At 71.4% G+C, this 26,614-nt stretch carries 27 protein-coding genes and 1 pseudogene; 11 read left to right on the forward strand and 17 right to left on the reverse strand.

All coding sequences use genetic code 11. The features are described 5' to 3' along the window. The first annotated feature begins 37 nt into the window (after window positions 1-37). Window positions 38-595, forward strand: a complete 558-nt coding sequence (locus BMW88_RS25895) for a YceI family protein (protein WP_089954994.1) — start codon at window positions 38-40, stop codon at window positions 593-595. On the opposite strand, the gene BMW88_RS43460 is transcribed toward BMW88_RS25895, so the two are convergent. Together BMW88_RS43460 and BMW88_RS43465 are read right to left on the reverse strand one after the other, a co-directional pair. Continuing rightward, window positions 582-929, reverse strand: a complete 348-nt coding sequence (locus BMW88_RS43460) for a universal stress protein (protein WP_245778069.1) — start codon at window positions 927-929, stop codon at window positions 582-584. The genes BMW88_RS25895 and BMW88_RS43460 overlap by 14 nt on opposite strands. 39 nt (window positions 930-968) lie before the next feature. After that, window positions 969-1,490, reverse strand: a pseudogene (locus BMW88_RS43465) (universal stress protein); the annotation flags it as partial. Between BMW88_RS43465 and BMW88_RS25905 the strand changes: the two are divergent. Beyond that, window positions 1,458-2,108, forward strand: a complete 651-nt coding sequence (locus BMW88_RS25905; protein WP_089954997.1) for a response regulator — start codon at window positions 1,458-1,460, stop codon at window positions 2,106-2,108. The pseudogene BMW88_RS43465 and the gene BMW88_RS25905 sit on opposite strands and share 33 nt — an antisense overlap. A 38-nt stretch (window positions 2,109-2,146) precedes the next feature. On the opposite strand, the gene BMW88_RS25910 is transcribed toward BMW88_RS25905, so the two are convergent. Beyond that, complete coding sequence (locus tag BMW88_RS25910; RefSeq protein WP_089955314.1) at window positions 2,147-3,718, reverse strand: sensor histidine kinase; 1,572 nt, start codon at window positions 3,716-3,718, stop codon at window positions 2,147-2,149. Window positions 3,719-3,877: 159 nt separating this feature from the next. Between BMW88_RS25910 and BMW88_RS25915 the strand changes: the two genes are divergently transcribed. After that, on the forward strand, window positions 3,878-4,525 hold the full coding sequence (locus BMW88_RS25915; RefSeq protein WP_143116243.1) for a hypothetical protein: 648 nt from the start codon (window positions 3,878-3,880) through the stop codon (window positions 4,523-4,525). Window positions 4,526-4,599: 74 nt separating this feature from the next. Here BMW88_RS25915 and BMW88_RS25920 read toward each other — a convergent pair whose 3' ends face one another. Together BMW88_RS25920 and BMW88_RS43470 are read right to left on the reverse strand one after the other, a co-directional pair. Continuing rightward, window positions 4,600-5,757: an alpha/beta fold hydrolase gene (locus BMW88_RS25920; RefSeq protein WP_089955002.1), complete on the reverse strand. Its 1,158-nt coding sequence runs from the start codon at window positions 5,755-5,757 to the stop codon at window positions 4,600-4,602. Window positions 5,758-5,836: 79 nt separating this feature from the next. Then, on the reverse strand, window positions 5,837-6,400 hold the full coding sequence (locus tag BMW88_RS43470; RefSeq protein ID WP_245778053.1) for a CGNR zinc finger domain-containing protein: 564 nt from the start codon (window positions 6,398-6,400) through the stop codon (window positions 5,837-5,839). A gap of 82 nt (window positions 6,401-6,482) precedes the next feature. On the opposite strand from BMW88_RS43470, the gene BMW88_RS25930 reads away from it, so the two are divergent. Continuing rightward, entirely contained in the window at window positions 6,483-6,917 is a 435-nt protein-coding gene (locus tag BMW88_RS25930) for a nuclear transport factor 2 family protein (RefSeq protein WP_425434687.1), read from the forward strand. Window positions 6,918-6,919: 2 nt separating this feature from the next. Then, entirely contained in the window at window positions 6,920-7,600 is a 681-nt protein-coding gene (locus BMW88_RS25935; protein WP_089955008.1) for an MOSC domain-containing protein, read from the forward strand. Here BMW88_RS25935 and icmF read toward each other — a convergent pair. Beyond that, window positions 7,597-10,827: a fused isobutyryl-CoA mutase/GTPase IcmF gene (gene icmF, locus BMW88_RS25940; RefSeq protein WP_089955010.1), complete on the reverse strand. Its 3,231-nt coding sequence runs from the start codon at window positions 10,825-10,827 to the stop codon at window positions 7,597-7,599. The two genes, BMW88_RS25935 and icmF, sit on opposite strands and share 4 nt — an antisense overlap. A 173-nt stretch (window positions 10,828-11,000) precedes the next feature. Beyond that, the gene (locus BMW88_RS25945; protein ID WP_143116244.1) at window positions 11,001-12,128 is read right to left on the reverse strand and encodes a polyprenyl synthetase family protein; all 1,128 of its coding nucleotides are present in this window, start codon (window positions 12,126-12,128) and stop codon (window positions 11,001-11,003) included. 174 nt (window positions 12,129-12,302) lie between these two features. Between BMW88_RS25945 and BMW88_RS25950 the strand changes: the two genes are divergently transcribed. Then, window positions 12,303-13,268: an aldo/keto reductase gene (locus BMW88_RS25950; RefSeq protein WP_089955014.1), complete on the forward strand. Its 966-nt coding sequence runs from the start codon at window positions 12,303-12,305 to the stop codon at window positions 13,266-13,268. Here the strand turns inward: BMW88_RS25950 and BMW88_RS25955 are convergent. Continuing rightward, complete coding sequence (locus BMW88_RS25955; RefSeq protein ID WP_089955016.1) at window positions 13,265-13,603, reverse strand: ArsR/SmtB family transcription factor; 339 nt, start codon at window positions 13,601-13,603, stop codon at window positions 13,265-13,267. The genes BMW88_RS25950 and BMW88_RS25955 overlap by 4 nt on opposite strands. A 3-nt stretch (window positions 13,604-13,606) precedes the next feature. Next, window positions 13,607-13,762, reverse strand: a complete 156-nt coding sequence (locus BMW88_RS42120) for a hypothetical protein (RefSeq protein ID WP_177221314.1) — start codon at window positions 13,760-13,762, stop codon at window positions 13,607-13,609. A 138-nt stretch (window positions 13,763-13,900) separates the two neighbouring features. On the opposite strand from BMW88_RS42120, the gene BMW88_RS25960 reads away from it, so the two are divergent. From BMW88_RS25960 to BMW88_RS25975, 4 genes are read left to right on the forward strand one after another with little or no spacing between them, the layout of a single operon-like run. Then, complete coding sequence (locus BMW88_RS25960; protein ID WP_089955019.1) at window positions 13,901-14,299, forward strand: TOBE domain-containing protein; 399 nt, start codon at window positions 13,901-13,903, stop codon at window positions 14,297-14,299. A 1-nt stretch (window position 14,300) separates the two neighbouring features. Then, window positions 14,301-15,038, forward strand: coding sequence for a molybdate ABC transporter substrate-binding protein (gene modA / locus BMW88_RS25965; RefSeq protein WP_089955022.1), 738 nt, complete (start codon window positions 14,301-14,303; stop codon window positions 15,036-15,038). Further along, a complete protein-coding gene (gene modB / locus BMW88_RS25970) occupies window positions 15,035-15,814 on the forward strand; it encodes a molybdate ABC transporter permease subunit (protein WP_089955024.1) in 780 nt (259 codons plus the stop codon). Before modA ends, modB begins: the two co-directional genes overlap by 4 nt. Continuing rightward, window positions 15,811-16,839 carry a sulfate/molybdate ABC transporter ATP-binding protein gene (locus BMW88_RS25975; protein WP_089955027.1) on the forward strand — a complete coding sequence of 343 codons (1,029 nt, stop codon included), beginning with the start codon at window positions 15,811-15,813 and terminating at the stop codon, window positions 16,837-16,839. The genes modB and BMW88_RS25975 overlap by 4 nt, the downstream gene beginning before the upstream one ends. Before the next feature lie 3 nt (window positions 16,840-16,842). Here BMW88_RS25975 and BMW88_RS25980 read toward each other — a convergent pair whose 3' ends face one another. Genes BMW88_RS25980 through BMW88_RS25995 form a run of 4 tightly spaced genes read right to left on the reverse strand, consistent with a single transcriptional unit; the run spans window position 16,843 to window position 21,447 of the window. Beyond that, entirely contained in the window at window positions 16,843-18,012 is a 1,170-nt protein-coding gene (locus tag BMW88_RS25980) for an acyl-CoA dehydrogenase family protein (RefSeq protein WP_089955317.1), read from the reverse strand. Beyond that, entirely contained in the window at window positions 18,009-18,188 is a 180-nt protein-coding gene (locus BMW88_RS25985) for a hypothetical protein (RefSeq protein WP_089955029.1), read from the reverse strand. The genes BMW88_RS25980 and BMW88_RS25985 overlap by 4 nt, the downstream gene beginning before the upstream one ends. Window positions 18,189-18,239: 51 nt before the next feature. Next, window positions 18,240-20,786 carry an AfsR/SARP family transcriptional regulator gene (locus BMW88_RS25990; RefSeq protein ID WP_177221318.1) on the reverse strand — a complete coding sequence of 849 codons (2,547 nt, stop codon included), beginning with the start codon at window positions 20,784-20,786 and terminating at the stop codon, window positions 18,240-18,242. 58 nt (window positions 20,787-20,844) lie between these two features. After that, window positions 20,845-21,447, reverse strand: a complete 603-nt coding sequence (locus BMW88_RS25995) for a TetR/AcrR family transcriptional regulator (RefSeq protein WP_089955034.1) — start codon at window positions 21,445-21,447, stop codon at window positions 20,845-20,847. Window positions 21,448-21,529: 82 nt separating this feature from the next. On the opposite strand from BMW88_RS25995, the gene BMW88_RS26000 reads away from it, so the two are divergent. After that, window positions 21,530-22,474, forward strand: a complete 945-nt coding sequence (locus BMW88_RS26000; RefSeq protein ID WP_089955037.1) for a beta-ketoacyl-ACP synthase III — start codon at window positions 21,530-21,532, stop codon at window positions 22,472-22,474. Window positions 22,475-22,765: 291 nt separating this feature from the next. Here BMW88_RS26000 and BMW88_RS26005 read toward each other — a convergent pair whose 3' ends face one another. The 4 genes from BMW88_RS26005 to BMW88_RS26020 form a co-directional block, all read right to left on the reverse strand. Continuing rightward, a complete protein-coding gene (locus BMW88_RS26005; RefSeq protein WP_177221319.1) occupies window positions 22,766-24,142 on the reverse strand; it encodes an NAD(P)/FAD-dependent oxidoreductase in 1,377 nt (458 codons plus the stop codon). Then, a complete protein-coding gene (locus BMW88_RS26010) occupies window positions 24,139-24,966 on the reverse strand; it encodes a 4Fe-4S domain-containing protein (protein WP_089955043.1) in 828 nt (275 codons plus the stop codon). Before BMW88_RS26010 ends, BMW88_RS26005 begins: the two co-directional genes overlap by 4 nt. A 165-nt stretch (window positions 24,967-25,131) precedes the next feature. Next, window positions 25,132-25,842, reverse strand: a complete 711-nt coding sequence (locus tag BMW88_RS26015) for a DUF4142 domain-containing protein (RefSeq protein WP_089955045.1) — start codon at window positions 25,840-25,842, stop codon at window positions 25,132-25,134. 73 nt (window positions 25,843-25,915) lie between these two features. Beyond that, window positions 25,916-26,512 (reverse strand): hypothetical protein, encoded by a 597-nt coding sequence (locus tag BMW88_RS26020; protein WP_089955048.1) that lies wholly within the window; start codon window positions 26,510-26,512, stop codon window positions 25,916-25,918. Window positions 26,513-26,614: the final 102 nt, after the last annotated feature.

The following is a 26,614-nucleotide window of genomic DNA, read 5'->3' on the forward strand; positions in this document are numbered from 1 at the left end:
ACTTCAACCAGTCGAGCAACCCGAAGGACTGAGCACCATGACCACCGCCACGAACCTCTCCGAACTGACCGGCGACTACGTCATCGACGCTTCGCACTCCCGCATCGGCTTCGTCGCCCGCCACGCGATGGTCACGAAGGTCCGCGGTGCGTTCAACGAGTTCGACGGCAAGATCAAGATCGACGGTGACAAGCCGGAGAACACCACCGCCGAGGTGACCGTGAAGGTCGCGAGCATCGACACCCGCAACGCGCAGCGCGACGGTCACCTGACCACCAACGACTTCCTCGACGTCGAGACCTACCCGGAGATCAAGTTCGTCTCGACCTCCGCGAAGCAGGTCGACGAGGACAACTTCGAGATCACCGGTGACCTCACCATCAAGGACGTCACCAAGAGCATCACCATCCCGTTCGCCTTCGAGGGCGTGGCGATCGACCCGTTCGGCAACACCCGCGTGGGCTTCGAGGGCTCGCACACCATCAACCGCAAGGACTACGGCGTCACCTGGAACGCCGCGCTCGAGACCGGCGGTGTCCTGGTGAGCGAGAAGGTCGTCCTCGAGTTCGAGATCTCGGCGATCAAGCAGGCCTGACGACGGCCACCGGGCACGGGGCGTGGTGGATCAGGGCCTGCGAGGTCGACCCGAGCAGCATCCCGACGAAACCGCCACGCCCCCGTGAGCCCACCAGGAGGCCGGCCCGATCCCCCAGCTCGAGCAGCAGGGGGATCGGCCGCTCTCCCACCACGAGCTGGTCCACCACGACGTCCGGGTACTTCTCCAGCCACCCGGACATCCACGCGTTAAGCGACGACGACCGCTCGTCGACGTGGGCCATCGCCGCCACCAGCGGCACGCCGGCCACCGCCGCCTCCTCGAAGCCGAAGCCGATGGCCGCGTCCGAGTCAGGCGAAAGGTCGACGCCCACCACCACGCGTCCGTCATGCTGATGACCACGCACCACCACTACCGGGCATTCACCGTGCATCGACAGCGAAACTGCCGTTGAGCCGACCAACGCGCCGGTGAAGCTACCCAGTCCATGTGACCCCACCACTACTTCCCGTGCGCGTGCAGACTCCGCGAGCAACACGGGTGTGGGGTGTTCCATGCGCAAGTCGTGCTCCACGGGCACATCAGACGCTTCGGCCTTCGCCACCGCAACGGCCTGAGCGAGCCACATCCGTCCTTGGTCGTACATCGCCGACCGCAGCTCACGCGCCGATGAGATGACTCCGGGATATCCGCGCGTCGGTAACGTGTACGCGTGCACCAGTCGCAGTGGCACGGAATGCCGGGCGCAGGACCGCGCGGCCCACGCCACCGCGGCCAGGGAACCGTCGACTCCGACGACAACCGGAAGACCTCTCACCGCTCGAAAACAAGCCCGATCGTCGCAGTGGGCCGCGTGCCGTTGGTCCCCTTCGAGCAGGGACTTTGGGCTACCGTGAGGCGCATGGCGACGCGCGTCTTCCTCGTCGACGACCACGAGATCGTCCGCCGCGGGATCGCGGACCTGCTCGGCGAGGAGTCCGATCTCGAAGTGGTCGGCGACGCCGCGTCGGTCGCGGAGGCCCTGGCGAAGCTGCCGGGCGCCCAGGCCAACGTGGCGGTGCTCGACATCCGGCTGCCCGACGGCAACGGCATCGAGCTGTGCCGCGAGCTGCGCAGCCGGCTGCCCGCCCTGCAGTGCTTGATGCTGACGAGCTTCGCGGACGACGAGGCCCTGTTCGACGCGATCATGGCGGGCGCGTCCGGGTTCGTGCTCAAGCAGATCCTGGGCGCCGACCTGGTGAACGCCGTCCGCACGGTGGCGGCCGGTCAGTCCCTTCTGGACGCCCGGACGACCAGCGCGCTGCTGAGCCGCATCCGCCGCGAGCGCGAGGAGGGCGACCCGCTGCGCATCCTGAGCGAGCAGGAGCGCACGGTGCTCGACCTCATCGGCGAGGGCCTGACGAACCGGCAGATCGCCGAGCGGATGTTCCTCGCGGAGAAGACCGTCAAGAACTACGTCTCGCACCTGCTCGCGAAGCTCGGCATGCAGCGCCGCACGCAGGCCGCCGTGTTCGCGTCGCAGTTCCGCAGGGACAACGACAGGCACCGCTAGGCGCACCCGACCTCACCGGCGCTGTCGCGAACACGGTTTCACGGGCCCTGGAGCGGCACCCGCCAGACCAGGCGCGCGCCACCGCCGTCAGCCGCGCGGACCGCGAGCGTGCCGCCGAACTGCGCGGCGCGGTGGGCGAGGTTGCGCAGGCCGCTGCGCGAGACGTCGTCCGGGATGCCGACCCCGTTGTCCTGCACGGTGACCACCACGTCGTCACCCGCGTCGACCAGCACGGTCAGCTGGGTCGCCCCGGCGTGCCGCACGGCGTTGGTGACGGCCTCGCGCACCACCGCCTCGACGTGCTCGGCGAGCTCGGGCGGCACCGAGTTGTCGACGGTGCCCGACATCCGCACGGACGGCTTCAGGTGCGTCGACTCCGTCAGGCCCGCCACGAGGTCGAGCAGGCGGCGCCGCAACGACGTGTTGTCCGCGGAGTGCAGGTCGAAGATGGACGTGCGGATCTCCCGCACGGTCTCGTCGAGCTGCACCACCGCGGTCCGCAGCCGGCCCGCGATCTCGGGGTCGGTGATCCGGCGCATGGTCGCCTGCAGGGTCAGACCGGTGACGAAGAGCCGCTGGATCACGTGGTCGTGCAGGTCGCGCGCGATGCGGTCGCGATCCTCCAGCACGTCGAGGAGCCGCTGCGAGCGCTGCTGCTCCACGAACTCCAGCGCGACCGCCGCCTGGTCCGCGAACGACGCCAGCACCGGCACCTGGTCGGGCAGGAACCGCGACCCGCCGCTGCGGCGCAGCACGACGAGCGCGCCCGTGATCACGGGACCGGACCGCAGCGGCACCGCCAGCGCGGGCCCGAACGCCGTGCCCAGGTCGTCCACGAGCAGCGGAACGCCCGAACGCACCACCTCGTCGACGGCGGCGTTCGACGCGGTGAAGTCCTCGATCCGCGCGCCCGCGCTCGCCGCCACCGACAGCGGCACGTGGCGGCCGTCGCCGAGCGCGACGAGGGCGGAGTCGGCCTTCGTCAGCTCGACGGTCCGCTGGGTGACCAGGCGCAGCGCGTCCTCGCCCGACGCTCCGCCGAGCAGCTCGGAGTTGACCTCGGCGATGGCTTCCAGCCACCGCTCGCGCATCCGGGACCGCTCGAACAGCCGGGCGTTCTCGATCGCGATGCCGGCGGCCGCGGCCAGCGCCTGCAGGACGGCCTCGTCGTCCGCGGTGAACTCGGCGGCGTCGATTTTCTCGGTCATGTACAGGTTGCCGAACACCTCGTCGCGCACCCGCACGGGCACGCCCAGGAAGCTGTGCATCGGCGGGTGGTTCGCGGGGAAGCCGACCGACATCTCGTGCCGGGTCAAATCGCCCAGCCGCAGCGGGCTCGGGTCCTTGATGAGCAGCCCGAGCAGGCCCTTGCCCTCGGGCAGGTGTCCCATCGTCTGCCGGGTCTCGGCGTCGATCCCGACGTGCAGGAACTCCGACAGGTCGTCCCGCGTGCCGAGCACGCCGAGCGCACCGTACCGGGCGCCGACGAGGTCCACGGCGGCCTGGACGATGCGCAGCAACGTGGGTTCGAGCTCCAGCCCGGACGCCACCGCGAGCACCGCGCCGAGCAGCTCCTGCATGTGGTCGCGCGTCGTCACGATCTCGTCCATGCGGTCGCGGACCTCATCGAGCAGCTCGTCGAGGTCGCGGCGGCCGCGCGCTTCTGACACGCCGACTAGGTTCGCACACTTTCCGGCCACCGCACGGCCCTGGCAACAGAGGACCTTCGGCCGTGGCCGGACCGTCCCCGCGGCCGGACAGTGTGGGGCATGACCATCGCCGCACCGGGCTCACTCGGACTCGCGGGAGGAGACGTGTGCGGCGTACTGGCCCTCGCCAGGGCCGCCGCGCCCGGCGTCCGGTTCGAGGTGCGTCCCGAGCAGATCGAGCTGCACACCACCACTCCGCACAGCAGGGAGGCGCGCATCGCGTGCGGTGTCGCGCTGCTCAACGTCCGGCTGGCGTTGCAGAGCCACGGCATCCGGCCGCTCGTGACCCTGCTGCCGGGGCAGAGCGCCGCCGGGGCGGCCGTGGCGGTGCGGCTCGGCGGCTGCCAGGAGCCGGGCCCGGACGTGCTGGCGCTGCTGCACGCGTCGCGCGCGCCCCGGCGCGCCGGGGCGGCACCACCGGAGCCGGCCGCGTGGCGTGGGCTGCTGTCCCGCGCGGCCGAGGTGGAACGGGCCTGGCTGCACGTCGAGGACGACGAGCTGGTGCTGTGCACGTTCGCCCGTGGAGCGGCGGCGGAAATCCGTGCGGGACAGGCGATGCAGCGCGTCTTGCTGACGGCGGGCACGGCCGGGGTCGCGGTCTCCCCCGCCCAGGACCTGATGAGCCTGTCCGCGCTGCGCGCGGACCTCCGCCCGCGCCTGGGCAACGTGCTAGTGCCGCAGGTCGTGCTGCGGCTGGGCGCGGGTTAGCCCGTGCCCGTCCCCGTCGCGCGGGGGTCTGCGGACTCGCGGCGCGGGACGGGCACGGCACCACATGGACGCCGTCACCTCGAGAGCACCACCCTCCACAGCAGCCTGGCCAGCTCCGGGTGGCAGATGTCGTTGTGCGCGCCCGCGATCCCGTCGATCCGGCGGATCACCGACGAGCAGTCGACGTTGTGCACCTGCCCCCTGACCAGGTCGCCGGGAGAGCCGACCTGGTGCCCGTGCGCATAGGTGCCCTGCACACCGTGCGAGCCGATGGCGCCGTACTTCGGGTACTCGTCCAGGTCGACCTGCCGGCCCGAGCGCGCGGCCAGCGGGTAGAACCGGCCGATCGCGTGGTCGTGCCGCGAGGTCGTGACGATGATCGGCCCCGGCACGCGGCCGAGCACACCGCGGAAGTGACCGGAACCCGGTTCGCCGGGAAGCCGTTCGGCGAACGACCACAGCGACATCGCGCCCTGCACCAGCGTCAGCGACGCGGCGGGCACCACGTTCGCCACGGCGGTGGCGGTGATGCAGCCGAAGCTGTGGCCCACCAGGTGGATGCGCGCCGCCGGGGCGGCCTGGGCGACGTCGCGGGCGATCCTGGCCGCGCCGCTCTCGCCGAACACCCTGGCGCGGCGCTTCATCTTCCAGAACGTGAGGATCCGCAGCGGCGACAGGATCCCGCCCAGCGCCGGGTCCTCCAGGCACGCCCGGTAGAGCTGCTCGGCGTCGAACGCCATCCGGTCCTCGCCCGGCAGGTCGGGAACCGAGCTCTCCAGGTAGTCGTAGGCCTCCTTGACCGCGGCCGACATCCGGCACGGATGGCGTTGCGCGGCTTGGACGATCGTGCGCACCGCGGCGGTGCGGCCCGCACCGCCGCCGAGGCGCAGGGCCTGCGCCTTGACGAACTCCTCGCTGCGGACGTCCTCGTCGCCCCACGCCTTCGACGGCCAGTGCAGGCCGACGAGCAACGGCGTGAACCCGCCGGGAAGCCGGTGCGCCACCGCGCGTTCGGCGCGGCAGTCGGCCATCGTCCTGACCCACTGCCCGTACTGCCGCCGGGCAGCGGGCACGTCGCCGTTCCACCCGTGGATGAAGAAGAACACGTCGGTGACGCCGGCGCGGGCGTCGCTCACGACGTCCGCGCTGTCGCGCCCTCGCTCGTCGCCGGTCTCGTCGAAGCAGACGAGGTGATAGCTGATGTCGTGACCTGGCACGGATTCTCGGGACATCGCGGATCACCACCACACGAAAAATGCGCCTTGTTCCCGGGTTATCGGGTCCCCGGCGGTTCACGTGTAGGCCCGGCGATCAGGAAAACCCGTTCGGACCAGGCGATTCACCCCGGTTGCGCCGGTAGTGGCGGGCCGCGCGGACCCTGTTCCCGCACGACGGAGAACACCATTCCCGACGCGGGTGGTCCTTCACGAAGTACAGCACGCAACCCGGCGCATAACAGGCGCGCAACAGGACGCGGGCCTCACCGGTGAACAGCTCCACGGCCTCCGCGGCGATCGAGGCGCGTTCGCGGTCGGCGGGCGATCCCTCGCTTTCCTTGTGCCGCACCAGTTGCCCGTCGCGCACGGTCAGCTGCGGCCACGTGCGGGCGCTCTTCGCCGCACGGTTCACCTCGGCCACGGCCCGGTCCAGGTCACGATCACGCGCGACCGCACGCGTGTCCTCGGTGAGCACGCCGGCGAGATCGCGCAGCGCCTGCCGCAACGCGCGGAACGCCAGGAGGTCGTCCTCGCCGACCGGCACACCCAGGAAGTCGCGGAGGCCACCGACCGTGGTCAGGTCGTCGTGCACCTGCGACCGGTTGGCCCAGACGGTGTTCATCAGCAGGACCGGACGGGGCTCGTCGGGCGTCAGCACGTCTAACGGTAACACATGCTTGCATCCGTTAGACATCCGTTCTAACGTTTGTGGCGTCATGCAACCGTTGGAAGGATCGGCTGTGACCCTCCTGCCCCCGTTCGACGCCGACAGCGCCAAGCTGAAGGTGCGAGCCGCCCAGGACGCCTGGAACACCAGGGACCCGCGGCGCGTCGCCGCCGCCTACACACCCGACTCGGTGTGGCGCAACAGGTCGGAGTTCGTCCGCGGCACTGACGAGATCGTCGCCTTCCTGACCCGCAAGTGGGCGCGCGAGCACGAGTACGTGCTGCGCAAGTCGTTGTGGGCCTTCGGCGGCAACCGCATCGCCGTGCGCTTCCAGTACGAGTGGCACGACGACGAGGGCCAGTGGTGGCGCAGCTACGGCAACGAGAACTGGGAGTTCGCCGAGTCCGGCCTGATGTCTCGACGCGAGGCGAGCATCAACGACGTGAAGATCGCCGAGGCCGACCGGCGCATCGATCCCGCTTCCACCCACGACCTGCCGACGGAGTGACCATGCACGTCGAAGCGCTGTGGCGCTACCCGGTGAAGTCGCTGGGCGGCGAGCCGCTGGAGTCCGCCACGTTCACGAACGACGGAGTGGAGGGCGACCGGCTGGTGCACGTCCAGGGACCGCACGGTGTCCTGACCGGTCGCACGCGGTACGGGCTGCTCACCATTCCGGCCTCGACGGGACCCGACGGGCCGTTGGTGGACGGTCACCCGTGGGACAGCCGGCAGGCGCACGAGCGCGTGCTCCCGCACGGCGGCAAGCTGACCCGCTACGCCGGGCCGGAGCGCTTCGACGTGCTCAACGTCCTCGTCGCCACCGACGGCCAGGTGCGGGCGGCCGGCGTCGACGTGCGGCGGCTGCGGCCCAACATCCTGATCGGCGGCGTCGAGCCCGGCGAGGAGGACACCTGGCCGGGGCACGCCCTGGTGGCCGGCGACGTGGTGATCGGCATGTACCGGAAGCGGGCGCGGTGCGTCGTGACGACGATCGACCCCGACACCGGTGCGCAGGACCTCGACGTGCACCGCCGGATCCGGCGCGAGTTCGGTGGCGTGCTGTGCCTCGACAGCTGGGTGCTCCGGCCGGGTGTGGTGCACGTGGGCGACGCGGTGGAGGTGGTGCCGACCGACGAGCTCCCCGGCCACGTGGGCGGGTGGATCGTCGGCCGGCCCTACGCGGTCTAGATGTTGCGGCGGTACTGCCCGCCCACCTCGAAGAACGCCTCGGTGATCTGACCGAGCGTGCAGACGCGGGCGGCGTCCATCAGCACGGCGAACACGTTCTCGTTCGTCTGCGCCACCTCGCGCAGGCGGGCCAGCGCCTTCTGGGCCTCGTCGCGGTGTGCGGCCTGGAACGCGCGGGTCCGCTCGACCTGCGACTCCTTCTCCTCCTCGGTGGCGCGCGCGAGTTCGATCTTCACGACCTCGCGCTCGCCGCTCTCCGGCAGGAAGGTGTTGACGCCGATCAACGGCAGCGAGCCGTCGTGCTTGCGCTGCTCGTAGAGCATCGACTCGTCCTGGATGCGGCCGCGCTGGTAGCCGGTCTCCATCGCGCCGAGCACGCCACCGCGCTCGGAGATGCGGTCGAACTCCATCAGCACGGCCTCTTCGACGAGGTCGGTCAGCTCGTCGATGACGAACGAGCCCTGCAGCGGGTTCTCGTTCGCGGACAGGCCCCACTCCTTGTTGATGATCATCTGAATGGCCATCGCGCGGCGGACGGACGACTCCGTGGGAGTGGTGATCGCCTCATCGTAAGCGTTGGTGTGCAGGGAGTTGCAGTTGTCGTACAGAGCGCAGAGAGCCTGCAGCGTGGTGCGGATGTCGTTGAAGTCCATCTCCTGCGCGTGCAGCGAACGGCCCGACGTCTGCACGTGGTACTTGAACTTCTGCGAACGCTCGGAGGCGCCGTAGCGCTCGCGCATGGCCACCGCCCAGATCCGGCGCGCCACGCGGCCGATCACGCTGTACTCGGCGTCCATGCCGTTGGAGAAGAAGAAGCTCAGGTTCGGCGCGAAGTCGTCGATGTGCATGCCGCGCGCCAGGTACGACTCGACGTAGGTGAAGCCGTTGGCGAGCGTGAAGGCGAGCTGGCTGATCGGGTTCGCACCGGCCTCGGCGATGTGGTAGCCGGAGATCGACACCGAGTAGAAGTTGCGCACCTGCTGCTGGATGAACCACTCCTGGATGTCCGCCATCATGCGCAGCGAGAACTCCGTGGAGAAGATGCAGGTGTTCTGGCCCTGGTCCTCCTTGAGGATGTCGGCCTGGACCGTGCCGCGGACGTTGGCCAGCGCGAACGCCCTGAGCTCCGCGTACTCCTCCGCACCGGGCTCGCGGCCCTCGGCGGCCCTGAACTTCTCGACCTGCTGGTCGATCACGGTGTTCAGGAAGTAGGCGAGGATCGTCGGCGCCGGGCCGTTGATCGTCATCGACACCGAGGTGGTGGGCGCGACGAGGTCGAAGCCGTCGTAGAGCGCCTTCATGTCGTCGAGCGACGCGATGGAGACACCGGAGGTGCCGATCTTGCCGTAGACGTCCGGCGGGGTGTCCGGGTCACGGCCGTAGAGCGTCACCGAGTCGAACGCGGTCGACAGGCGCGTGGCCGGGTTGCCGCTCGACAGGTACTTGAACCGGCGGTTGGTGCGGAAGGCGTCGCCCTCCCCCGCGAACATGCGCGCCGGGTCCTCACCCTCGCGCTTGAACGGGAACACACCCGCGGTGTACGGGAAGAAACCCGGCAGGTTCTCCTTGCGCAGGAACCGCAGCAGCGAGCCCTCGTCGTCGTGGCGCGGCAGGCTCACCCGGCGGACCTGGTTGCCGGACAACGTCTCCCGCGTCAGCCTGGTGCGGATCTCCTTGTCCCGCACCTTGAACACGAGCTCGTCACCGGAGTACTGCTCGCGGGTGGACTCCCAGCCGGCCAGCAGGCCGGCGGTGTCGCGGTCGATCGCGCGCCCGGCCTCGTCCGCGAGCTCGGCGACGTCCGCGACGGCCTTGCCGGCCGCTTCGAGGGCCTTCTGCGCGGCGGTGAGGTGGGTGTGCGCGCGGACCGCCGCGACCTGCTCCTCGGTCTTGCGGTGGTAGTTCCTGATGGTGTCGGAGATGTCGCTGAGGTAGCGCGCCCGAGCGGCCGGCACGACCGTGGACGCACTCGTCGACGTCTTGCCGTGGACGGTGGCGAGAGAACCTTCTTCCACGTGCAGGCCGTGTTCCTTCAGGCCGTCCCGCAGGAACTGGTAGAGCGCGGTCACACCGTCGTCGTTGAACGTCGCGGCGGACGTGCCGAAGACCGGCATGTCCTCCCACTTGGCACCGAACGCCTCGCGGTTGCGGACCAACTGCCGCGCCACGTCCCGGCGCGCGTCCTCGGCACCGCGCCGCTCGAACTTGTTGATCGCCACCGCGTCGGCGTAGTCGAGCATGTCGATCTTCTCGAGCTGCGACGCGGCGCCGAACTCCGGCGTCATCACGTACAGCGAGAAGTCGACGAACGGCACGATCGCCGCGTCGCCCTGACCGATACCGGGCGTCTCGACGATGACCAGGTCCGCGCCAGACGCCTTGCACGCCACGATGGCCTGCTCCAGGCCGTCCGGGATCTCACTGCCCGCACGGCGCGTGGCCAGCGACCGGAAGAACACGCGGTCGCCGTCGAGGCAGTTCATCCGGATGCGGTCACCCAGCAGCGCGCCACCACCACGGCGGCGCGTCGGGTCGACGGCGAGCACGGCGATGCGCAGCTTGTCCTGCTGGTCCAGCCGGAAGCGGCGCACCAGCTCGTCGGTGAGCGACGACTTGCCCGAGCCACCGGTGCCGGTGATGCCCAGGACGGGCACCTTGCGGGCGGTGTGCAGCGGTTCCGCGGTCCCGGCCTCGATGTGCGTGATCGCGCGCGCCAAAGCCTCGTCCGCCCCCGTCAGCAGGGCGTCGTGGCTGAACGGCTCCGTGAGCGCGTGGTCGCACTCCTCGATCATCAGGTTGATCATCCTGGCCAGGCCGAGCCGCTGGCCGTCCTGCGGCGAGAAGATCCGCGCGACCCCGCGCGAGTGCAGCAGCTCGATCTCCTCGGGGACGATGACACCGCCACCGCCGCCGTAGACCCTGATGTGCCCGGCTCCGCGTTCGTTCAGCAGCTCGACCAGGTACGAGAAGTACTCGACGTGCCCGCCCTGGTAGGCGCTGATGGCGATGCCCTGCACGTCCTCCTGGATCGCCGCGCCGACGACCTCCGCCACCGACCGGTTGTGACCGAGGTGGATGACCTCCGCGCCCTGCGACTGCAGGATGCGCCGCATGATGTTGATCGCCGCGTCGTGGCCGTCGAACAGGCTGGACGCGGTCACGAAGCGGACCGGGTTCACCGGTCGGTGCAGCGTGCCGGGCGTCGACCCAGAAGAGGACAGCGTCATGGGAATAGTTTGACTTCCTACTATTGGACGTGCAACCGAGGGTGGCCCAGGTCTCTGTATCGAGCAGGAAGCGGGCTCGGGCCGAGGGTCGGCCCGGCGGGTGGAGTTCCGGTGGACAGCGGGCCGATGCCGCGGGCGCCGCGGTGCGCGAGGAGCGGACTCGCGCTCGCCGCTCAGAACAAGGTCAGCTCGGTCTGGGGCTCTGCCTTCGGCTGAGCGGGCACAACGGGCTGCGGCACGGGCTGCGTGGCGGGCTGCGGGACAAGCTGCTGCGTCGCAAGCTGGGTGGCGGACTGCGGGACAGGCTGCGCGGCGGACCGCGACACAAGCTGCGGCACGGGCTGCACGGCGGGCTGCAACACGGGCTGCGGCGCACACCGGGCGGTCGTGACGCTCCTCGCGAACCCGGCCAGCTCGTCAGCCGCCCCCGGCGCCGCCCGCCGCAGGTGGCCGAGGGCGCGGGCGAGCAGCAGCTCCGCCTGCTGCTCGCACCACCTCCGCCCGCCGGCCCGCTCGACGAGCGCCGCCCGTTCACGGGGTGACGCGTCGCCCGCGTAGACGTCCGTGCCGGCGTTGATCGCCGCCGCGACCGGGAGGGTGCGGCGGCGGTGCGCGAGGTCGTCGTAGAGCGGCCTGCCGCTGACGACGGCACCGCCCCAGATGGCCAGCACGTCGTCCACGTGCTTGCGCGCCAGGCCGATGTCGTCGCCGAACTCCCTGAAGTCGTCGGCCTGCGCACGGGTCGCGCCCGCGGCCAGCGCGCCGAGCTCGCACGCCGTCGCCGTCAGCGCGCTGTGCTTCGCCGCCGCGACGCCCAGGTGCTCCGCCAGGTCGACGTCGTCGCGCTCGTCCATGTCGAGCTCCTGGACGTAACCGTCCACAACGGACAGCAAAGCGGTGTTGAGGGCCACCACCTCCGGCTTGGTGAGCAGCGTGAAGGCGAGGGAGAGGAGCTCCTCGGCCGTGCCGACCGCCCTCTCGTCGCCGAACTCGACCCACGCGCTCGGCCGGTGGTTCCTGCTGACCGCGCGGGCCATGAGGTCGGCGTGGAGGTGTTCGTGCAGGTGCGCGAGCTCCAGCGCGACGGCGACCCGCACCGCGTCGGCGGCGTCGCCGATCGCCTCGGCGCAGAGCAGCGTGAGCGCGGCCGTGGTGAGGTCGTGTCCCGCGAGGCCGTACTCGGCCACCTCGCGGGTGCTGTCCGGCAGGCCGGCCAGCACGGCGCGCAGCGGCGGCTCGACCGCGGCACGGGTCCGCTCCGGCACGTCCCTCGGCGGCGCGGTCACGTCGATGCTCGTCATGCAGTCCTCCCAGACCTCGGGAACGACGCTAAACCCGCTGATCAGGTGCACGAGCGCGGATGCCACTGTCGTGTCGAAGAGGGGCACGATCCGGCGAGCCGGACTACGTTGATGTTGAACGGGTTGTCGTCACCGTCACCCGACCGTGATCATCGTTCTCCTGAGGGGCTGACCATGCGCTACACCAAGCTCGCCGGCATGGACGTGTCCGAGATCTGTCTCGGCATGATGAGCTACGGCGACCCGTCGCGGGGCAACCACCCGTGGTCGTTGCCGGAGGAGGAGTCGCGGCCGTTCATCAAGGCCGCGATCGAGGCCGGCATCAACTTCTTCGACACGGCGAACGTCTACTCCGCGGGGTCGTCGGAGGAGATCACCGGCCGCGCCCTGCGCGACTTCGCCCGGCGCGACGAGATCGTGCTCGCCACCAAGGTCCACGGTCGCATGAGCCCCGGCCGCAACGGCGCCGGGCTGTCCCGCAAGGCCATCTTCGCCGAGATCGACAACTCGTTGCGCCGGCTGGGCACCGACTACGTGGACCTCTACCAGATCCACCGCTTCGACGGCTCCGTTCCGCTCGAGGAGACCCTGGAAGCGCTGCACGACGTCGTCAAGTCCGGCAAGGCGCGCTACCTCGGCGCCTCGTCGATGTACGCGTGGCAGTTCGCGAAGGCGTTGTTCACCCAGCGCCAGAACGGCTGGACGCGGTTCGTGTCCATGCAGAACCACTACAACCTCCTCTACCGCGAGGAGGAGCGCGAGATGCTGCCACTGTGCGCGGACCAGGGCATCGCCGTGATCCCGTGGAGCCCGCTGGCGCGCGGCCGCCTGACCCGCGACTGGGACGCGACGACCGCCCGCACGGAGACCGACGAGTTCGGGGCGTCCCTGTACGTCGACTCCGACCGCGCGATCGTCGAGCAGGTAGCCGCGGTGGCCTCCGCCCGTGGCGTGTCACGCGCCCAGGTCGCGCTCGCGTGGCTGCTGCGCAACCCCGTCGTGACGGCGCCGATCATCGGCGTGACCAAGCCCGCGCAGCTCGACGACGCGGTGCGGGTCTTCGACCTGGAGCTGACCGACGACGAGGTGCGGCTCCTCGAGTCGGCCTACGAGCCGCACCGCATCGCCGGGCATTCCTAGCGCACGGCTGCTTCTTCGCGGAGCTGCGCCAACAGCTCGTTCTGCCCGGCCAGCAGCTCGGTCAGGATGCACCTGGCCGCTCTGAGCAGGTCGGCCACGTCGGCACCCGCGAGGGCGTACACCACGGTCGAGCCCTCGCGGGTCGCGGTGACGATCCCCGCCCTGCGCAGCACGGCGAGCTGCGCCGAGAGGTTCGAGGCCTCCACCTCGATCTCGGCGAGCAGCTCGCGCACGGCCATCGGCCCGTCCTGCAGCAGCTCCAGCACCCGGATGCGCACCGGGTGCCCGAGCATCCGGAAGAACTCGGCCTTGGCCTGGTGCAGCGCGACGGGCAACGGTCAGCCCACCCCGTGTTCCGCGGCGAGCCGCCGCAGGTTGGCGAGGTCGGCGCCGTGCACCTCGGCGGTGTAGGTGTCCTGCCGCTCGACGGCCTGGCGCACGGCTTCCTCCGCCTGCTCGATGCGGGCGAGGAGGTTGTCCCGGAACTCGTTCACGGCATCACGCCCTGTCGACTTGAAGAACTCTTCAAGCCGACGGTACTCGGGTGGCGGTGCACACGAAGACTCGCTGGACCGCAGACGTCGGACGAACATGGTTGAGCGTGCCGCAGAAGCGGACATAGACTCCTCCGCGTGCCGAATTTGCGGATCAGCGAGGCCGCCGCGCTGCTCGGGGTGAGCGACGACACCCTGCGCCGGTGGATCGACCAGGGGCGCCTGGAGCCCGTCGTGCTCGACAACGGGCGCAAGGGCGTCAGCGGGACCGAGCTGGCCGCGTTCGCCCAGAAGATGACCGAGACGGCCGAGCACGGTGCGACGGTGGCGGCTTCCGCGCGCAACCGGATGAGGGGCATCGTCACCCGCGTCCTCAAGGACGGCGTGATGGCGCAGGTCGACATGCAGGCCGGGCCGTTCCGCGTCACGTCGCTGATGAGCCGCGAGGCCGCGGACGAGCTCGGGCTGGAGGTGGGCAGCGTCGCCGTCGCCTCCATCAAGTCCACCCACGTCGTCGTCGAGATCCCGGAGGCCTGAGGTGAGGCGCGCACTCGCGGTGGCCGCGCTGCTGCTGGCCGGTTGCGGATCTCCGGCGGCCACCGGCCCCACGAAGATCACGGTGTTCGCGGCGGCGTCGCTCACCGAGGCGTTCACGACGCTCGGTGAGCGGTTCGAGGCGGCGAACCCCAGGATCGAGGTCGTGTTCAGCTTCGCCGGCAGCTCGGCGCTCGCGCGGCAGATCAACCAGGGCGCGCCCGCCGACGTGTTCGCGTCCGCGGCTCCGGCGAACATGGAACAGGTGACCGGCACCGGAGCGGTCACGGCGGCGCCGGTGACGTTCGCGCGGAACACGTTGCAGATCGCCGTGCCCAAGGGAAACCCCGCCGGGATCACCGGGATCGGGGACTTCGGCAGGGCCGGCCTGAAGATCGCGCTGTGCGCGGAGCAGGTGCCGTGCGGGGCGGCGGCCGCCGAGGTCTTCGAGGCCGCCGGGGTCACGGCGGCACCGGACACGGTGGAACAGGACGTGAAAGCCGTGCTCGCCAAGGTGTCGCTGGGCGAGGTCGACGCGGCGCTCGTCTACCGCACGGACGTGCGGTCCGGCAAGGACGTCGAGGGGCTGGACTTCGCGGAGGCCGCCCAGGCGGTCAACGACTACCCCATCGCGCCGCTGGCCAAGGCGTCCGACGCCGCCACCGCCCAGGCCTTCGTCGACCACGTGCTGTCACCGGAGGGGCGCGAGGTCCTGACCGCGGCCGGGTTCGCGGCGCCGTGAGGTCGAGGCTGCCCGTCGTCCTCGTCCTGCCCGCGGTCGTGGGACTGGCCTTCCTGCTCGTGCCGTTGGTCGGCCTGCTCGTCGAGGCCCCGTGGGGAACGCTGCCGGCGCAGCTCCTCAGCGCCGAGGTGGGTCAGGCCCTGCGGCTCTCGCTGGTCTGCGCGTCGCTCGCGACGCTCGTGTGCCTCGTGCTCGGCGTGCCCCTCGCGTGGCTGCTGGCGCGCGGCGACCTGCCGGGCCGGGGGGTGCTCCGCGCCCTGGTGACCGTGCCGCTGGTCCTGCCGCCGGTGGTCGGCGGGGTCGCGCTGCTGCTGGTGCTCGGGCGGCGCGGGCTCGCCGGGCAGTACCTCGACCAGTGGTTCGGGATCTCGCTGCCGTTCACCACGACGGGAGTCGTGCTCGCCGAGGCGTTCGTGGCGATGCCGTTCCTGGTCATCTCGGTCGAGGGCGCGCTCAGGGCCGCCGATCCGCGGTACGAGGAGGCGGCCGCGACGCTCGGCGCGTCGCGCTGGCTCACGTTCCGGCGCGTGACGCTGCCGGGCGTCATGCCGGGCGTGGTCGCGGGAACCGTGCTGTGCTGGGCCCGCGCGCTCGGCGAGTTCGGCGCGACGATCACGTTCGCGGGCAACTTCCCCGGCGAGACGACGACCATGCCGCTGGCCGTCTACCTCGCGCTGGAGACCGATCCGGATGCCGCGATCGTGCTCAGCATCGTGCTGCTGCTGGTCTCCGTCGGCGTGCTGGCGGGGTTGCGGGACAGGTGGATCCGCGCATGACCCTGCAGGCGGAGCTCCGGGTCCACCGCGACGGCTTCACCCTCGAACTGGACCTCGTCGTCGAGCAGGGCGAGGTCGTGGCGCTGCTCGGTCCCAACGGCGCCGGCAAGACCACCGCGTTGCGCGCCCTCGCCGGCCTGCTGCCGGGCAGCCGCGTCACCGCGGACGGGTCGAGCTGGGACGGTCTGCCCACCGAGAAGCGGCCGGTGGGCGTGGTCTTCCAGGACTACCTGCTCTTCGCGACCATGAGCGTGCTCGACAACGTCGCGTTCGGCCTGCGCGCCCGCGGCGCCCGCAAGGCCGAGGCCGATGCCGCCGCCCTGCGGTGGCTCACCCGCGTCGGGCTCGCCGAGTTCGCGAAGGCCAGGCCCCGCACGCTCTCCGGCGGCCAGGCCCAGCGCGTCGCCCTGGCCCGCGCCCTGGCCACCTCACCGGAGCTGCTGCTGCTCGACGAACCCCTGGCCGCACTGGACGCGAGCACCCGGCTGCGCCTGAGGTCGGAGCTGGGCAGGCACCTGCGGGACTACCCCGGTCACACGCTCCTGATCACCCACGACCCGTTGGACGCCATGGTCCTCGCCGACCGCCTCGTCATCGTGGAGAACGGCCGCGTGGTGCAGCAGGGCACGCCGCGCGAGGTCGTCCGGCAACCCCGCACCGACTACGTGGCCCACCTCGTCGGCCTGAACTTCTACCGGGGCGTGGCGGACGGGACCGAGGTGCGGCTCGACGGCGGTGGCACGCTCACCGTCGCGGAGCCCGCGCGAGGGCCGGTGCACGTGGTGTTCGCGCCGTCCGCGGTCAGCCTGTTCACCGAGAGGCCCGCCGGAAGCCCGCGCAACACCTGGCGGGCCGTCGTCGCCGGCGTCGAGCAGCACGCCCACACCACCCGCGTCGACCTCGACGGCTCCCCCGCCGTGTTCGCCGACGTCACCACCGCCACGGTCGCCGAGCTGCGGCTGCGACCCGGCGACCCGCTGTGGGTGTCGCTGAAGGCGACGGAGATCCACACCTACGCGCGGTGAGGCTCACACGAACGCGCTCTGCCCGGTGATCGCCTTGCCGACGATCAGCGTGTTCATCTCCCGCGTGCCCTCGAACGAGTAGATCGCCTCGGCGTCGGCGAAGAAGCGGGCCACGCCGTGGTCGAGCACGATGCCGTTGCCGCCGAAGATCTCCCGGCTCCAGGCGACGACCTCGCGCATCCTGGAGGTCACGAACGCCTTCGCGAGCGAGGAGTGCTCGTCCCGGAAGACGCCCGCGTCCTGCAGCCGGGCGAGCTGCACGAGCATGCCCCAGGAGGCGGTGATGTTGCCGAGCGACTTCACCAGCAGGTCCTGCACGAGCTGGAAGCCCGCGATCGGGCGGCCGAACTGCTCGCGCTGCCCGGCGTGGGCGAGGGCGAGCTCGTAGGCGCCGATCATCAGGCCGAGCGCCTGCCAGGCGACCCCGCCGCGGGTGGCGCGCAGGATCTCGGCGACGTCGCGGAACGAGTTCACCCGCTGCAACCGGTCGGCTTCCGGCACCCGGACGTCGGTGAGCGTGATCTCGGCGTTCTCCACGATCCGGAACGCGATCTTGCCCTCGATCTTCTCCGCGGCGAAGCCGGGCGTGCCCTTCTCGACGACGAAACCCTTGACCTGGTCGTCGTCGAGGTCGCGGGCCCACACGACCACGTAGTCGGCGAAGGTGGCGTTGCCGATCCACCTCTTCGCGCCGTTCAGCACCCACGCGTCGCCCTCGCGCCGGGCGGTGGTGCGCATGCCGCCCGCCACGTCGGACCCGCCCAGCGGCTCGGTCATCGCGAACGCGCCGATCTTGTCCATCGCGGCCATGGCCGGCAGCCAGCGGTCGCGCTGTTCGGGCGAGCCGCCCGAGTGGATCGAGTACATCGCGAGTCCGTTGTGGACGCCGAAGAAGGTCGCGACCGACGCGTCCGTGCGCGTCATCTCCATCGCCAGCATGCCGGTGAGCAGGTTGCTGACGGCGGCGGGGTGCTCGCCGTAGCCCTCGTAGGGCAGCGCGGTGAGGCCGGCGCCGCGGAACTTCGCGATCAGCTCGTGCGGGAACTCGCCCTTGGCCCAGTACTCGTTGACGAGCGGCTTGATCTCGGTGGTCATGAACTCGCGGGCGCCCAGCAGGATCTTGCGCTCGTCGTCGGCGAGCAGCGCCTCGTAGTCGTAGAAGTCGGCGGTCAGCCGGTCGTCGGGACGGTCCACGTCACTTCTCCTCCCATGCCGTCGGAAACGGCGAGCACCGAGTACGTGGAGGAGCCGCGGGCGTCTTCCACGGCCCTGATCAGCCGTCCGGGATCGCGCGGGAGCGGGTGCCGCACCCGCGGCGATCCGTCATGTCCGAGGATCGTCTCCGGCACGCACGCCGGAACCGTGATCTCCGCCTCAGCCGGTCGGGTGGTGGCCCACCGCTACCCGTCCAGGCCGGCCAGCCTGCGCGACGCCTCCGACTCGCCCCACCGGAACCCGATCCGCCGCGACAGCGCGGCGGCCTCGCCGTAGGAGGCCCTGGCGTCGTGTGGCCGTCCGGCCTGCTCGTGCACGATCCCGCGGTCGAGCAGCACGCCCGCCTCGACCTGCCTGTCCCCCACCGAACGCGCGAGCCCCAACGCCTCCTCCGCGAGGCCGAGGGCCCGGTCCGCTGATCCGAGCCGGCGGTGGGCGTCGACCATGTTCACCAGCGCGTGCAGCTCGCCGGACCGGTCGCCGCACGCGCGCAACGTCGTCAGCGCTTCCCGGTAGCAGGCCAGGGCGGCGGGGAGGTCACCCAGCGCCGCGCGCACGAGACCGAGGTTCGTGCGCACGTGGGCGGCGCCCCGGGAGTCGGCGAGCTCCTCGCGCACCGACAGCGAGGCCTCCAGCGACGTGAGCGCCGCCGGCAGGTCGCGCCGGCGCCAGTGCGCGACGCCGAGGTTGTTGAGCGTCGCGGCTTCCAGCCGGCGGTCGTGCAGCCGCCGGGCCAGCGCCAGCGCCGCCGTCCAGTGCCGCTCGGCCTCGGCGAACCTCGACCCGCGCTCGCAGGCCGCCCCGAGCTCCTTCAGCGCCACCGCTTCCGCGCGCACGTCGCCCAGCGAGCGGGCGGCCTCCAGCGCGAGGGTGGTGAGCGCGACCCAGTCCGCCACCTCGCCGCGACGGCGGAAGTACCCGGACAGGGCGGCGGCGAACGCGATCGCGCCGGCCGGCGAGGCCTGGTGCGCGGCCGCGACCAGGTTCTCGCGCTCCTCGGCGAGCCAGACGTCGGCCGGGCTGCCGGCCAGGGCCTCCAGGTAGTGCCCGTGCAGGCGTTCCAGCGCCAGCGACCGTTCGGCGGACGACTCCACGGCACGGCAGCGTTCCCGCGCGAAGAGGCGCAACAGGCCGTGCAGGGCGAACCGGCCGGGCACCGGTTCCTCGACGAGGTGGGCGGCGACCAGCTCGGCGAGCGGCTCCTCGACGTCCGGCAGGCCGGTCAGCGCCCGTACCGCCGCGACCGCGACGTCGGGGCCGTCGAGGAGCCCGAGGAACCGGAAAACCCCCGCCACGGCCGGAGAACTCAGTTCGGCGTAGCTGACCTCGAACGCCGAGCGCACCGCCACGTCGCCGAGGCCCAGCTCACCGAGGCGGCGGGCCTCGGCTGCCAGGCGGGACGCGAGCAGCGAGCCGGTCCACTGTGGACTGGTGGTGAGCCGGGCGCCCGCGATCCGCAGCGCCAGGGGCAGTCCACCGCACCGGCGCGCGAGCTCCGCCGCGTCGTCGACCTGCCCGGCGACCGCCTCGAGCAGCGCGCCGGCCTCCTGCGGCGGCAGGGCCCCGAGCCGCACGTGCGAGGCGCCGGGCACCCCGGCGAGCGGGCGGCGTGACGTGATCAGCACGACCGAGCCGGGCCCCGTGGGCAGCAACCGCGTGACCTGTGCCGCGGTCGCGACGTCGTCCAGCACCACCAGCAACCTGCGCGAGGCGGTGAGCGAGCGGTAGCGCAGGGCGTCCTCGTCGCCGGGACGTTCGCCCAGGGCGCGCAGGAACTCACCCAGGACCCGGTCGGCGGCGCCGTCGGAGAGGCTGGCGTGGAGCCGGCCGTCCGGGAACCGGGGCGCGATCTCGTGGGCGGCGCGCACCGCCAGCGCGGACTTGCCGACGCCCGCCTGCCCGGTGATCACGCACACCGCGACACCGTCCCGCGCCACCCGCGCCTTGACGACCTCCAGTTCGCTGCCGCGGCCGGAGAACGCGGCCACGTCCGGCGGTAGCTGCCGGATCGCCGACACGCCAACGGGTTTGGCGCGCAGGAGCTCCGCCTGGAGCCTGCGCAGCGGCTCCCCCGGCTCGACGCCCAGCTCGTCGCGCAGCACCCGGTGGCACTCCCGGTAGGCCGCCAGCGCCTCGGCGGGCCGTCCCGCGCGCCGCAGCGCGAGCATCTGCAGCTCCCGCAGGCGTTCGTCCACCGGGTGCTCGCGCACCCACTCGCCGAGGTCCGCGACGATCCCGGCGTGCCGGCCGAGGTCCAGCTCCGCCTCGGCGCACTCGACGCGCGCGGCCAGCCGCAGCTCCTCCAGCCGGGCGGCGACCCCGCGCAGCAGCCCGGCCGCCGCGAGATCGGCCAGCGCGGGCCCGCGCCACAGCGCGAGCGCCTCCCGGTAGCGCCGCGGGCTGCGTTCCTCGCGGGCGAGGGCGAGCAGTTCGGTGAACCGGGCGAGGTCCAGCTCGGCGGGACCGGCCTCCACGAGGTAGCCGGGCGGGCGCGACACCAGCCGCGCCCCGACGACCTTGCGCAGCTGGTAGACGTAGACCTGGAGGTTCTTGAGCGCCGTCTTGGGCGGCGCGTCGTCCCACAGCGCGCTGATCAGCCGCTCGACCGGCACCACCCGGCCGGGCCGGGTGAGCAGCAGCGCGAGCACGGCCCGTTGCTGGGGCGGTCCGAGGCCCAGCCGCCCGCCGTCGTCGGCGTGGCACTCCACCGGCCCGAGCACCCGGAACTCCACAGCCGCGGATCGTAACCACCGCACGGGTACCGTTCCCGCTCGCGCCCCGGAGCCGGGTTCAGCGCCCGCCGAGCAGCCGGTCCAGCGACCTCCTGGCGCGGTGCGGCGCGGCGGGGTCCCGTTCGAGCTGCAGGAAGTGGTTGAGCGCCAGCATGACCCCGAGCAGGTCGTAGATCAGCTGGTCGACGTCGGTGTCCGGCGGCAGCTCGCCGAAGCTGACCGCGCGCCGGATGTGGATGCGCAGATCCCGGCGCCACAACGCGTTCATGCCGGCAAGCGCGTCCCGCACCGGCCCCCTCCGCCCGTCGAACTCGGCCGTCGCCGCGGTGAAGAAGCACCCGCCGGGCAGCACGTTGCGTTCGAGGTACGACACCCACGCCTCGCAGACCGCCCGCAGGTGCCGCAGCCCGGACGGTGCCTGCCTGACCCGCCCCGGCACCTCGCGCTGGAAGACCGCGGCCGCCTCGTCGACCACCGCGAGCTGGAGCGCCTCCTTGGTGCCGAAGTGCCCGAGCAGCCCGGCCTTGCTCATCCCCAGCTCGGCCGCGAGCCGGCCGATCGTCAGCCCCTCCAGCCCCTCCGCCGAAGCGATCCCGAGGCTGAGGTCGAGGATGCGCTGCCGCGTCTCACGGGCATCGGCGGCAGATCGGCGGGGACTCACGGACGCAGTGTACGACTCCTTTAACTACCGACCGATCGGTTGCTATATTCGCCGCGTCGTCGCCTGGCCGAAGGAGCACACCGTGTCCGGATCCCGTCTCGCAGCGCTGGGCCACCACCAGCCCGAACGCGTGCTGAGCAACGCCGACCTGGAGAAGGTGGTCGACACCGACGACGAGTGGATCCGCCAGCGCACCGGCATCTCGACCCGCCGCATCGCCTCCCCCACCGAGTCCGTCACCGACATGGCCGCCGAGGCCGCCGCCAAGGCCCTCGCCTCCTCCGGCCTGGCCCCGGCCGACATCGGCCAGGTCATCGTCGCCACCTGCTCGGCCGTGGACCGCTGCCCGTCGATCGCGGCCCAGGTCGCGGCCCGCCTGTCGATCCCGGCCGCGGTGTGCTTCGACCTCAACAACGCCTGCGCCGGCTTCTGCACCGCCCTCGCCACCGCCGACCACGCCATCCGGGCCGGCGCCACCCGGCACGCGCTGGTCATCGCCGCCGAGAAGATGTCGGACCTCACCGACTGGACCGACCGCTCGACCTGCATCCTGCTCGGCGACGGCGCCGGCGCCGCGGTGCTCAGCGCCGACGACAACGCCCTGGTCGGCCCCGTGGCCTGGGGCTCAGACCCGTCGCGGAGCAACGCCGTGCGGCTGGTGGACGAGTGGCAGCCGCGGTTCAGCCAGGAGGGCCAGTCGGTGTTCCGGTGGGCCACCAGCGAACTGCCCGCCATCGCGGCACAGGCCTGCGAACGCGCGGGCATCGCCACCACGGACCTCGCCGGAGTGGTCACGCACCAGGCGAACCTGCGCATCATCGAGGCCTTGACCCGCCGGCTCGACCTGCGCGACGACATCGTGATCGCGCGCGACGTCGTGGAGTCCGGCAACACCTCCGCGGCTTCGGTGCCGCTCGCGCTGTCGAAGATGGCGGAGCGCGGGGAGCTGCCGTCCGGGCGGCCCGTGCTGCTGTTCGCCTTCGGCGGCGGGCTCTCGTGGGCGGGCCAGGTCGTCACCTGCCCCTGACGGTCGCGCGGCCTCCGTCCCCGGCTGCGCCACAAGGTCGTAGCTCTCCGACGGCCGGACGCACGCGCTTGCGCACCTCGGCACACCTCCCGGCAGACCGGTGTGGCGGCTCGGGAGCCCACCGAGCCGCCACACCGCTGGTGACGCGCGAGAAGGAGGTTCGTCCTGCCGGCGCGGGAACGAGCGCATCGCCGCGTGACGTCATAGGTCCGCCACCTGGCCACGCGAGCGACGTCGGAGTTCGCCGTCCCCGCTTGCCCTGTGCCGGCAGGCACAACCTCCTCGACCTGGTTAGGGCCTCGCGCGTCCTCCGCCCACTCGCACCATCTCCGGCCTCGACCGCGAGTGCCGCCGCCGCTGCAATGGCGGGGACATCGACGACGAGACGGACGGGGGAACGGATGATGCGCGGGCGGCGACCGGTTCCGGCGTCGGGATCTGGGTGGTGGGCCGCACCTCCGGCACCTCGGCGGCGACGGGCTCCGGTTGCGTCCACACCGGACGGTTCGGGTCCACCACGTTCTGGCGGAAGAGCTCCGGGGTCTCGGTGATGATCTTGCCGGGTGATTCGAGGCCCACGATGCCGACGAGCTTGCCGTCGGCGATGAAGCCGGTCAGGCCGTTCACGTCCGTCGTGTCGGTACCCAGGACGGGCAGGCCGGCGCCTTGGACGCGCATGCCGTACTGCTCGGTCCAGAACCGCGGCACCGGCGTGTACGGCTTGGCGTGCGACCGGCCCACCAGCAGGTTCTCGGCGGCGGCCCGGCCTCCCTCGACGGCGTTGAGCCAGTGCTCGACCCGGCGCACGACGCCGTTGAAGCGCAGGTTGGGCCAGCGGGCCACGTCGCCGCAGGCCACGATGTTCTCGGCGCCGACCACGTGGTTGGTGGCGTCGCACAGCACGCCGTCCTCGATGACGAGGCCGGAGCCGCGCAGCCAGTCGACGGCCGGCGAGGCGCCGACGGCCAGGACCACGCAGGAGGCGAAGAAGACCTGGCCGTCGGACAGGTGGATGCCGATGCCTCCGGGCTGGCGCACCCAGTGCTTGATGCCGACGCCGGTGGCGAGCCGCACGCCGTGCTCGATGTGCGCCTCGGTGATCTTCTTGCCGATGGCGTCGCCGACGACGCCGCCCAGCAGTGCGGGCGAGCGGACGATCAGGGCCACGTCGCGGCCCATGTGCCGGACCGAGCAGGCCAGCTCGCAGCCGATGAACCCACCGCCGATGACGGCGACGAGGCCCTGCGACTGCCGGATGTTCTTGCGGATCGCGATCGCGTCGTCCAGCGTCCGCAGCACGTGCACCCGCGGGTCGTGGCGCGGGGCGCCCCCCATCGCCCTGGCGTCGACGCCGGTGGCGATGATCATGCCGTCGTACTTGATCTCCTCGCCGCCGGGCACCCAGACGGACTGCGTCTTCGGGTCCAGGTGCAGGGCCGGGGAGTTCAGCCGCCACTCGGCGTCGAGGTCGCCGGAGAACGACAGCAGCGAGTCGTCCGGGGTCCACTCACCCGTGATGATCTGCTTCGACAGGCACGGGCGGTGGTACGGCAGGTGGCGTTCGGCCGACAGGATCGTGATCTGCCCGTCGAAACCCATCTCCCGCAGCCGTTCCGCGGAACGGACTCCTCCGAGTCCGCCGCCGACGACCACGATCCGTTCGCTCACTTCACTCGCTCCCTGATCTCGATCGCGCGCATGGGGCACGCGCGGGCTGCCTGCCGAGCCTGGGCGAAGTGCTCCTCCGGCGGCCGGCGGTTGTAGGTCAGGCGGTTGTCCTCGATCAGCTTGAAGACATCCGGTGCCTCCGCCTGGCAGGTGCCGTAGCGGTGGCATTTCTCGTTGTTGACGCTCACGTCCATCGCGTCGCCCTCGCCGACGCCGGGTTCCTGGCCGCGTTCCGGGTCGAGCATGCCGATGCGGACCAGCACCTCCGGCGGCAGGAAGCGGGCCAGGGCCAGGGTCGCGGTCGGGACGAGGACGGTGAGGCCGGCCAGCCAGAGGACGGACAGGTTGCCGTTCGCGATGGCGCCGAACCAGGAGTGGACCACGGTGATGGCCACCGCGATGTAGGCGGTTTGGTGGAACCGCAGCCACTTGCGGTAGAAGACTTTGTGCCGCATGGAGGCCAATGCGGCGATCGCGAGCATGACCTCCAGGCCGAGGATGCCCAGCGCGTGCCGGAACAGACCGCCGTCGACGAACGGCAGGACGAGCTTGATGAAGCTGAAGGTGCCGTTCTGGATCAGCGTGAAGGCGAACGCGTGGATGGAGCCGAACGCGATCGCCAGCGAGGCGAGCACCATGTGCCCGTTCTTCAGGCCCTCACGGCCGGTGAGCTTCTCGGCCCACCCGGTCGCGATCAGCACACCCCAGGACAGGGTGGCGCACATCAGGACGTAAGCCAGCCTGGCGGAGATCTGGGCCATCTTCTTGACACCCGAGTCGAACTCGGACGCCTGGGCCACCAGGAGCGGAATCTGGCTCGACAACAACTCTTCCTCCGGTCAAGAACTATCTCGCGGGAACCCGCCCGGCCCTGCGGTGCAGGAGTGGACACATCAGGGCCGGGCGGGTGGGAACAGGTCCGCGTTGGAGTGCCTCCGACCTGGAACACCACCTCCGTTTCCCGTTGCGCAGAAGGGGTCTTGCGCACATCACCGCACCGCTCGTCGCGGGCGGAGCACTCGGAGCAGGAGGACCGTGAGAACGGCTCCCGCCGCGGTGACCGTGAGGATCACCCACATGTTCGGCCCCTCACCGGAGGCCAGGGTCGCGTTGACGATGCCGCCGGCGGGCACGGGCTCGGCGAAGGCGGAGTCCCCGGCCAGCCCGGTGCTCTCCAGCAACGTCATGTGCTTCATCACCACGTCGACGCCGGCCTGGGCGAACGGCCGGATGACGTCGTTGCGGGTCTGCGAGCGGACCTTCGACACGAACAGGAAGACCTGGCCGTGCGCGGCGCGCAGCCGGGCGACGAAGGCCTGGTCGAAGGCGTCTCCCTCGAGCGCGTTGATCTCCTCCATCCAGGACTGCTGCGCCGGGCTCGGCACGTCCGGGATGGTCACACCCAGCTGGGCGGCGGCCTTCTTCGTCGCCGCGTCCAGCATCATGTGGTCAAGCATGATCATCTTGCCGATCTGCTTGACCCTGGCGTTCGACGCCTTGGTGGCCGTCAGCTCGCCCATCGGCATCTCCCACAGGCCCGCCTGGCGAACCTTGACCAGCAGCTCGCGGTCGTTCGCGGTCAGCGGGCCGGAAGGGGTGTCCTGCACTCCACCGGTGTCCGCGGGCTGCGCCTGGGCAGCGGGGGTGGATCCGGCGAAGAGGAACAACATCGCCAAGACGGTGGCGAGGGCTCTGGTCATCGTCTTGATGTCCTCAGTTGTCCAGTGGAGGTCGGGGGTCGGTCGGGCAGGGCCGTCGGTTCCGGCGGCGGGCTCAGTAGCCCGGGGTGCCGGAAGCGGGCGCCGACGGCGGTGCCTGGCTCGCGCCCGAGCCGGGGGACGTGCTCGGCGCGCTGCTGCTCTTGCTGTTGTTCTGGGCTTTCCCGCCGGTGATCTTGGCTCCGTTGGGGGCGGTGACGAACCACACGCCGCCCTTTCCCTGCCCCTTCATGTCACCTGCCGTCTTGTCCTCGGCGTAGGTGTACTGCGGCCAGCCGGCGATGGTGAGCTGCTTGGTGCCGTCCGGCCTGGTCAGGGTTCCGATGCTGATCGGGTCCACCCCGGTCGCCATCGGCGCCTTGTCCGCGATCACCGGCTTCCAGGCCTTCGCGCACTCACCCTCGCAATTGGACTTCGACGGCTTCTGCACGTCCTTGTCGTAGCGGTAGAGCGGGAGCCCGTCGGCGTCGGTGACGAACCAGCCCATCTGGTCGGTGTTCGCGATGAAGATCATGTTCGCGCCGCTCAGATCGGCGGGATCCGCCTGCAAGCCGCCCGTCGCGGCCCCTCCGGGAGGGGTCGGGGCGCTGCCACACGCGGTGAGGCTGACAGCCAGTGCCGCCAGGGCGGTGATGGCGTGACCACGTCGCATCGGCAGTTCCTTTCTCGGCTTGGGTACCGAGGAGTACGGACACGATCCGGCAACGGTTCACGAACTTCATGAGGAATATTTGCCTCTCGACTTGAGACGGTT

Source organism: Lentzea xinjiangensis (assembly GCF_900110955.1).
Classification (GTDB): domain Bacteria; phylum Actinomycetota; class Actinomycetes; order Mycobacteriales; family Pseudonocardiaceae; genus Lentzea; species Lentzea xinjiangensis.

Bases quoted from the DNA above. Each gene is read 5' to 3' on its own strand.
- BMW88_RS25920 (WP_089955002.1), bottom strand. From the start codon at position 5,757: ATGTCCCGAGAATCCGTGCCAGGTCACGACATCAGCTATCACCTCGTC.
- BMW88_RS26015 (WP_089955045.1), bottom strand. From the start codon at position 25,842: ATGACCAGAGCCCTCGCCACCGTCTTGGCGATGTTGTTCCTCTTCGCC.
- BMW88_RS25945 (WP_143116244.1), bottom strand. From the start codon at position 12,128: ATGACGAGCATCGACGTGACCGCGCCGCCGAGGGACGTGCCGGAGCGG.
- BMW88_RS25915 (WP_143116243.1), top strand. From the start codon at position 3,878: ATGACCATCGCCGCACCGGGCTCACTCGGACTCGCGGGAGGAGACGTG.
- BMW88_RS26020 (WP_089955048.1), bottom strand. From the start codon at position 26,512: ATGCGACGTGGTCACGCCATCACCGCCCTGGCGGCACTGGCTGTCAGC.
- BMW88_RS25975 (WP_089955027.1), top strand. From the start codon at position 15,811: ATGACCCTGCAGGCGGAGCTCCGGGTCCACCGCGACGGCTTCACCCTC.
- BMW88_RS25895 (WP_089954994.1), top strand. From the start codon at position 38: ATGACCACCGCCACGAACCTCTCCGAACTGACCGGCGACTACGTCATC.
- BMW88_RS25905 (WP_089954997.1), top strand. From the start codon at position 1,458: ATGGCGACGCGCGTCTTCCTCGTCGACGACCACGAGATCGTCCGCCGC.
- BMW88_RS25950 (WP_089955014.1), top strand. From the start codon at position 12,303: ATGCGCTACACCAAGCTCGCCGGCATGGACGTGTCCGAGATCTGTCTC.
- icmF (WP_089955010.1), bottom strand. From the start codon at position 10,827: ATGACGCTGTCCTCTTCTGGGTCGACGCCCGGCACGCTGCACCGACCG.
- BMW88_RS25910 (WP_089955314.1), bottom strand. From the start codon at position 3,718: ATGGACGAGATCGTGACGACGCGCGACCACATGCAGGAGCTGCTCGGC.
- BMW88_RS25935 (WP_089955008.1), top strand. From the start codon at position 6,920: ATGCACGTCGAAGCGCTGTGGCGCTACCCGGTGAAGTCGCTGGGCGGC.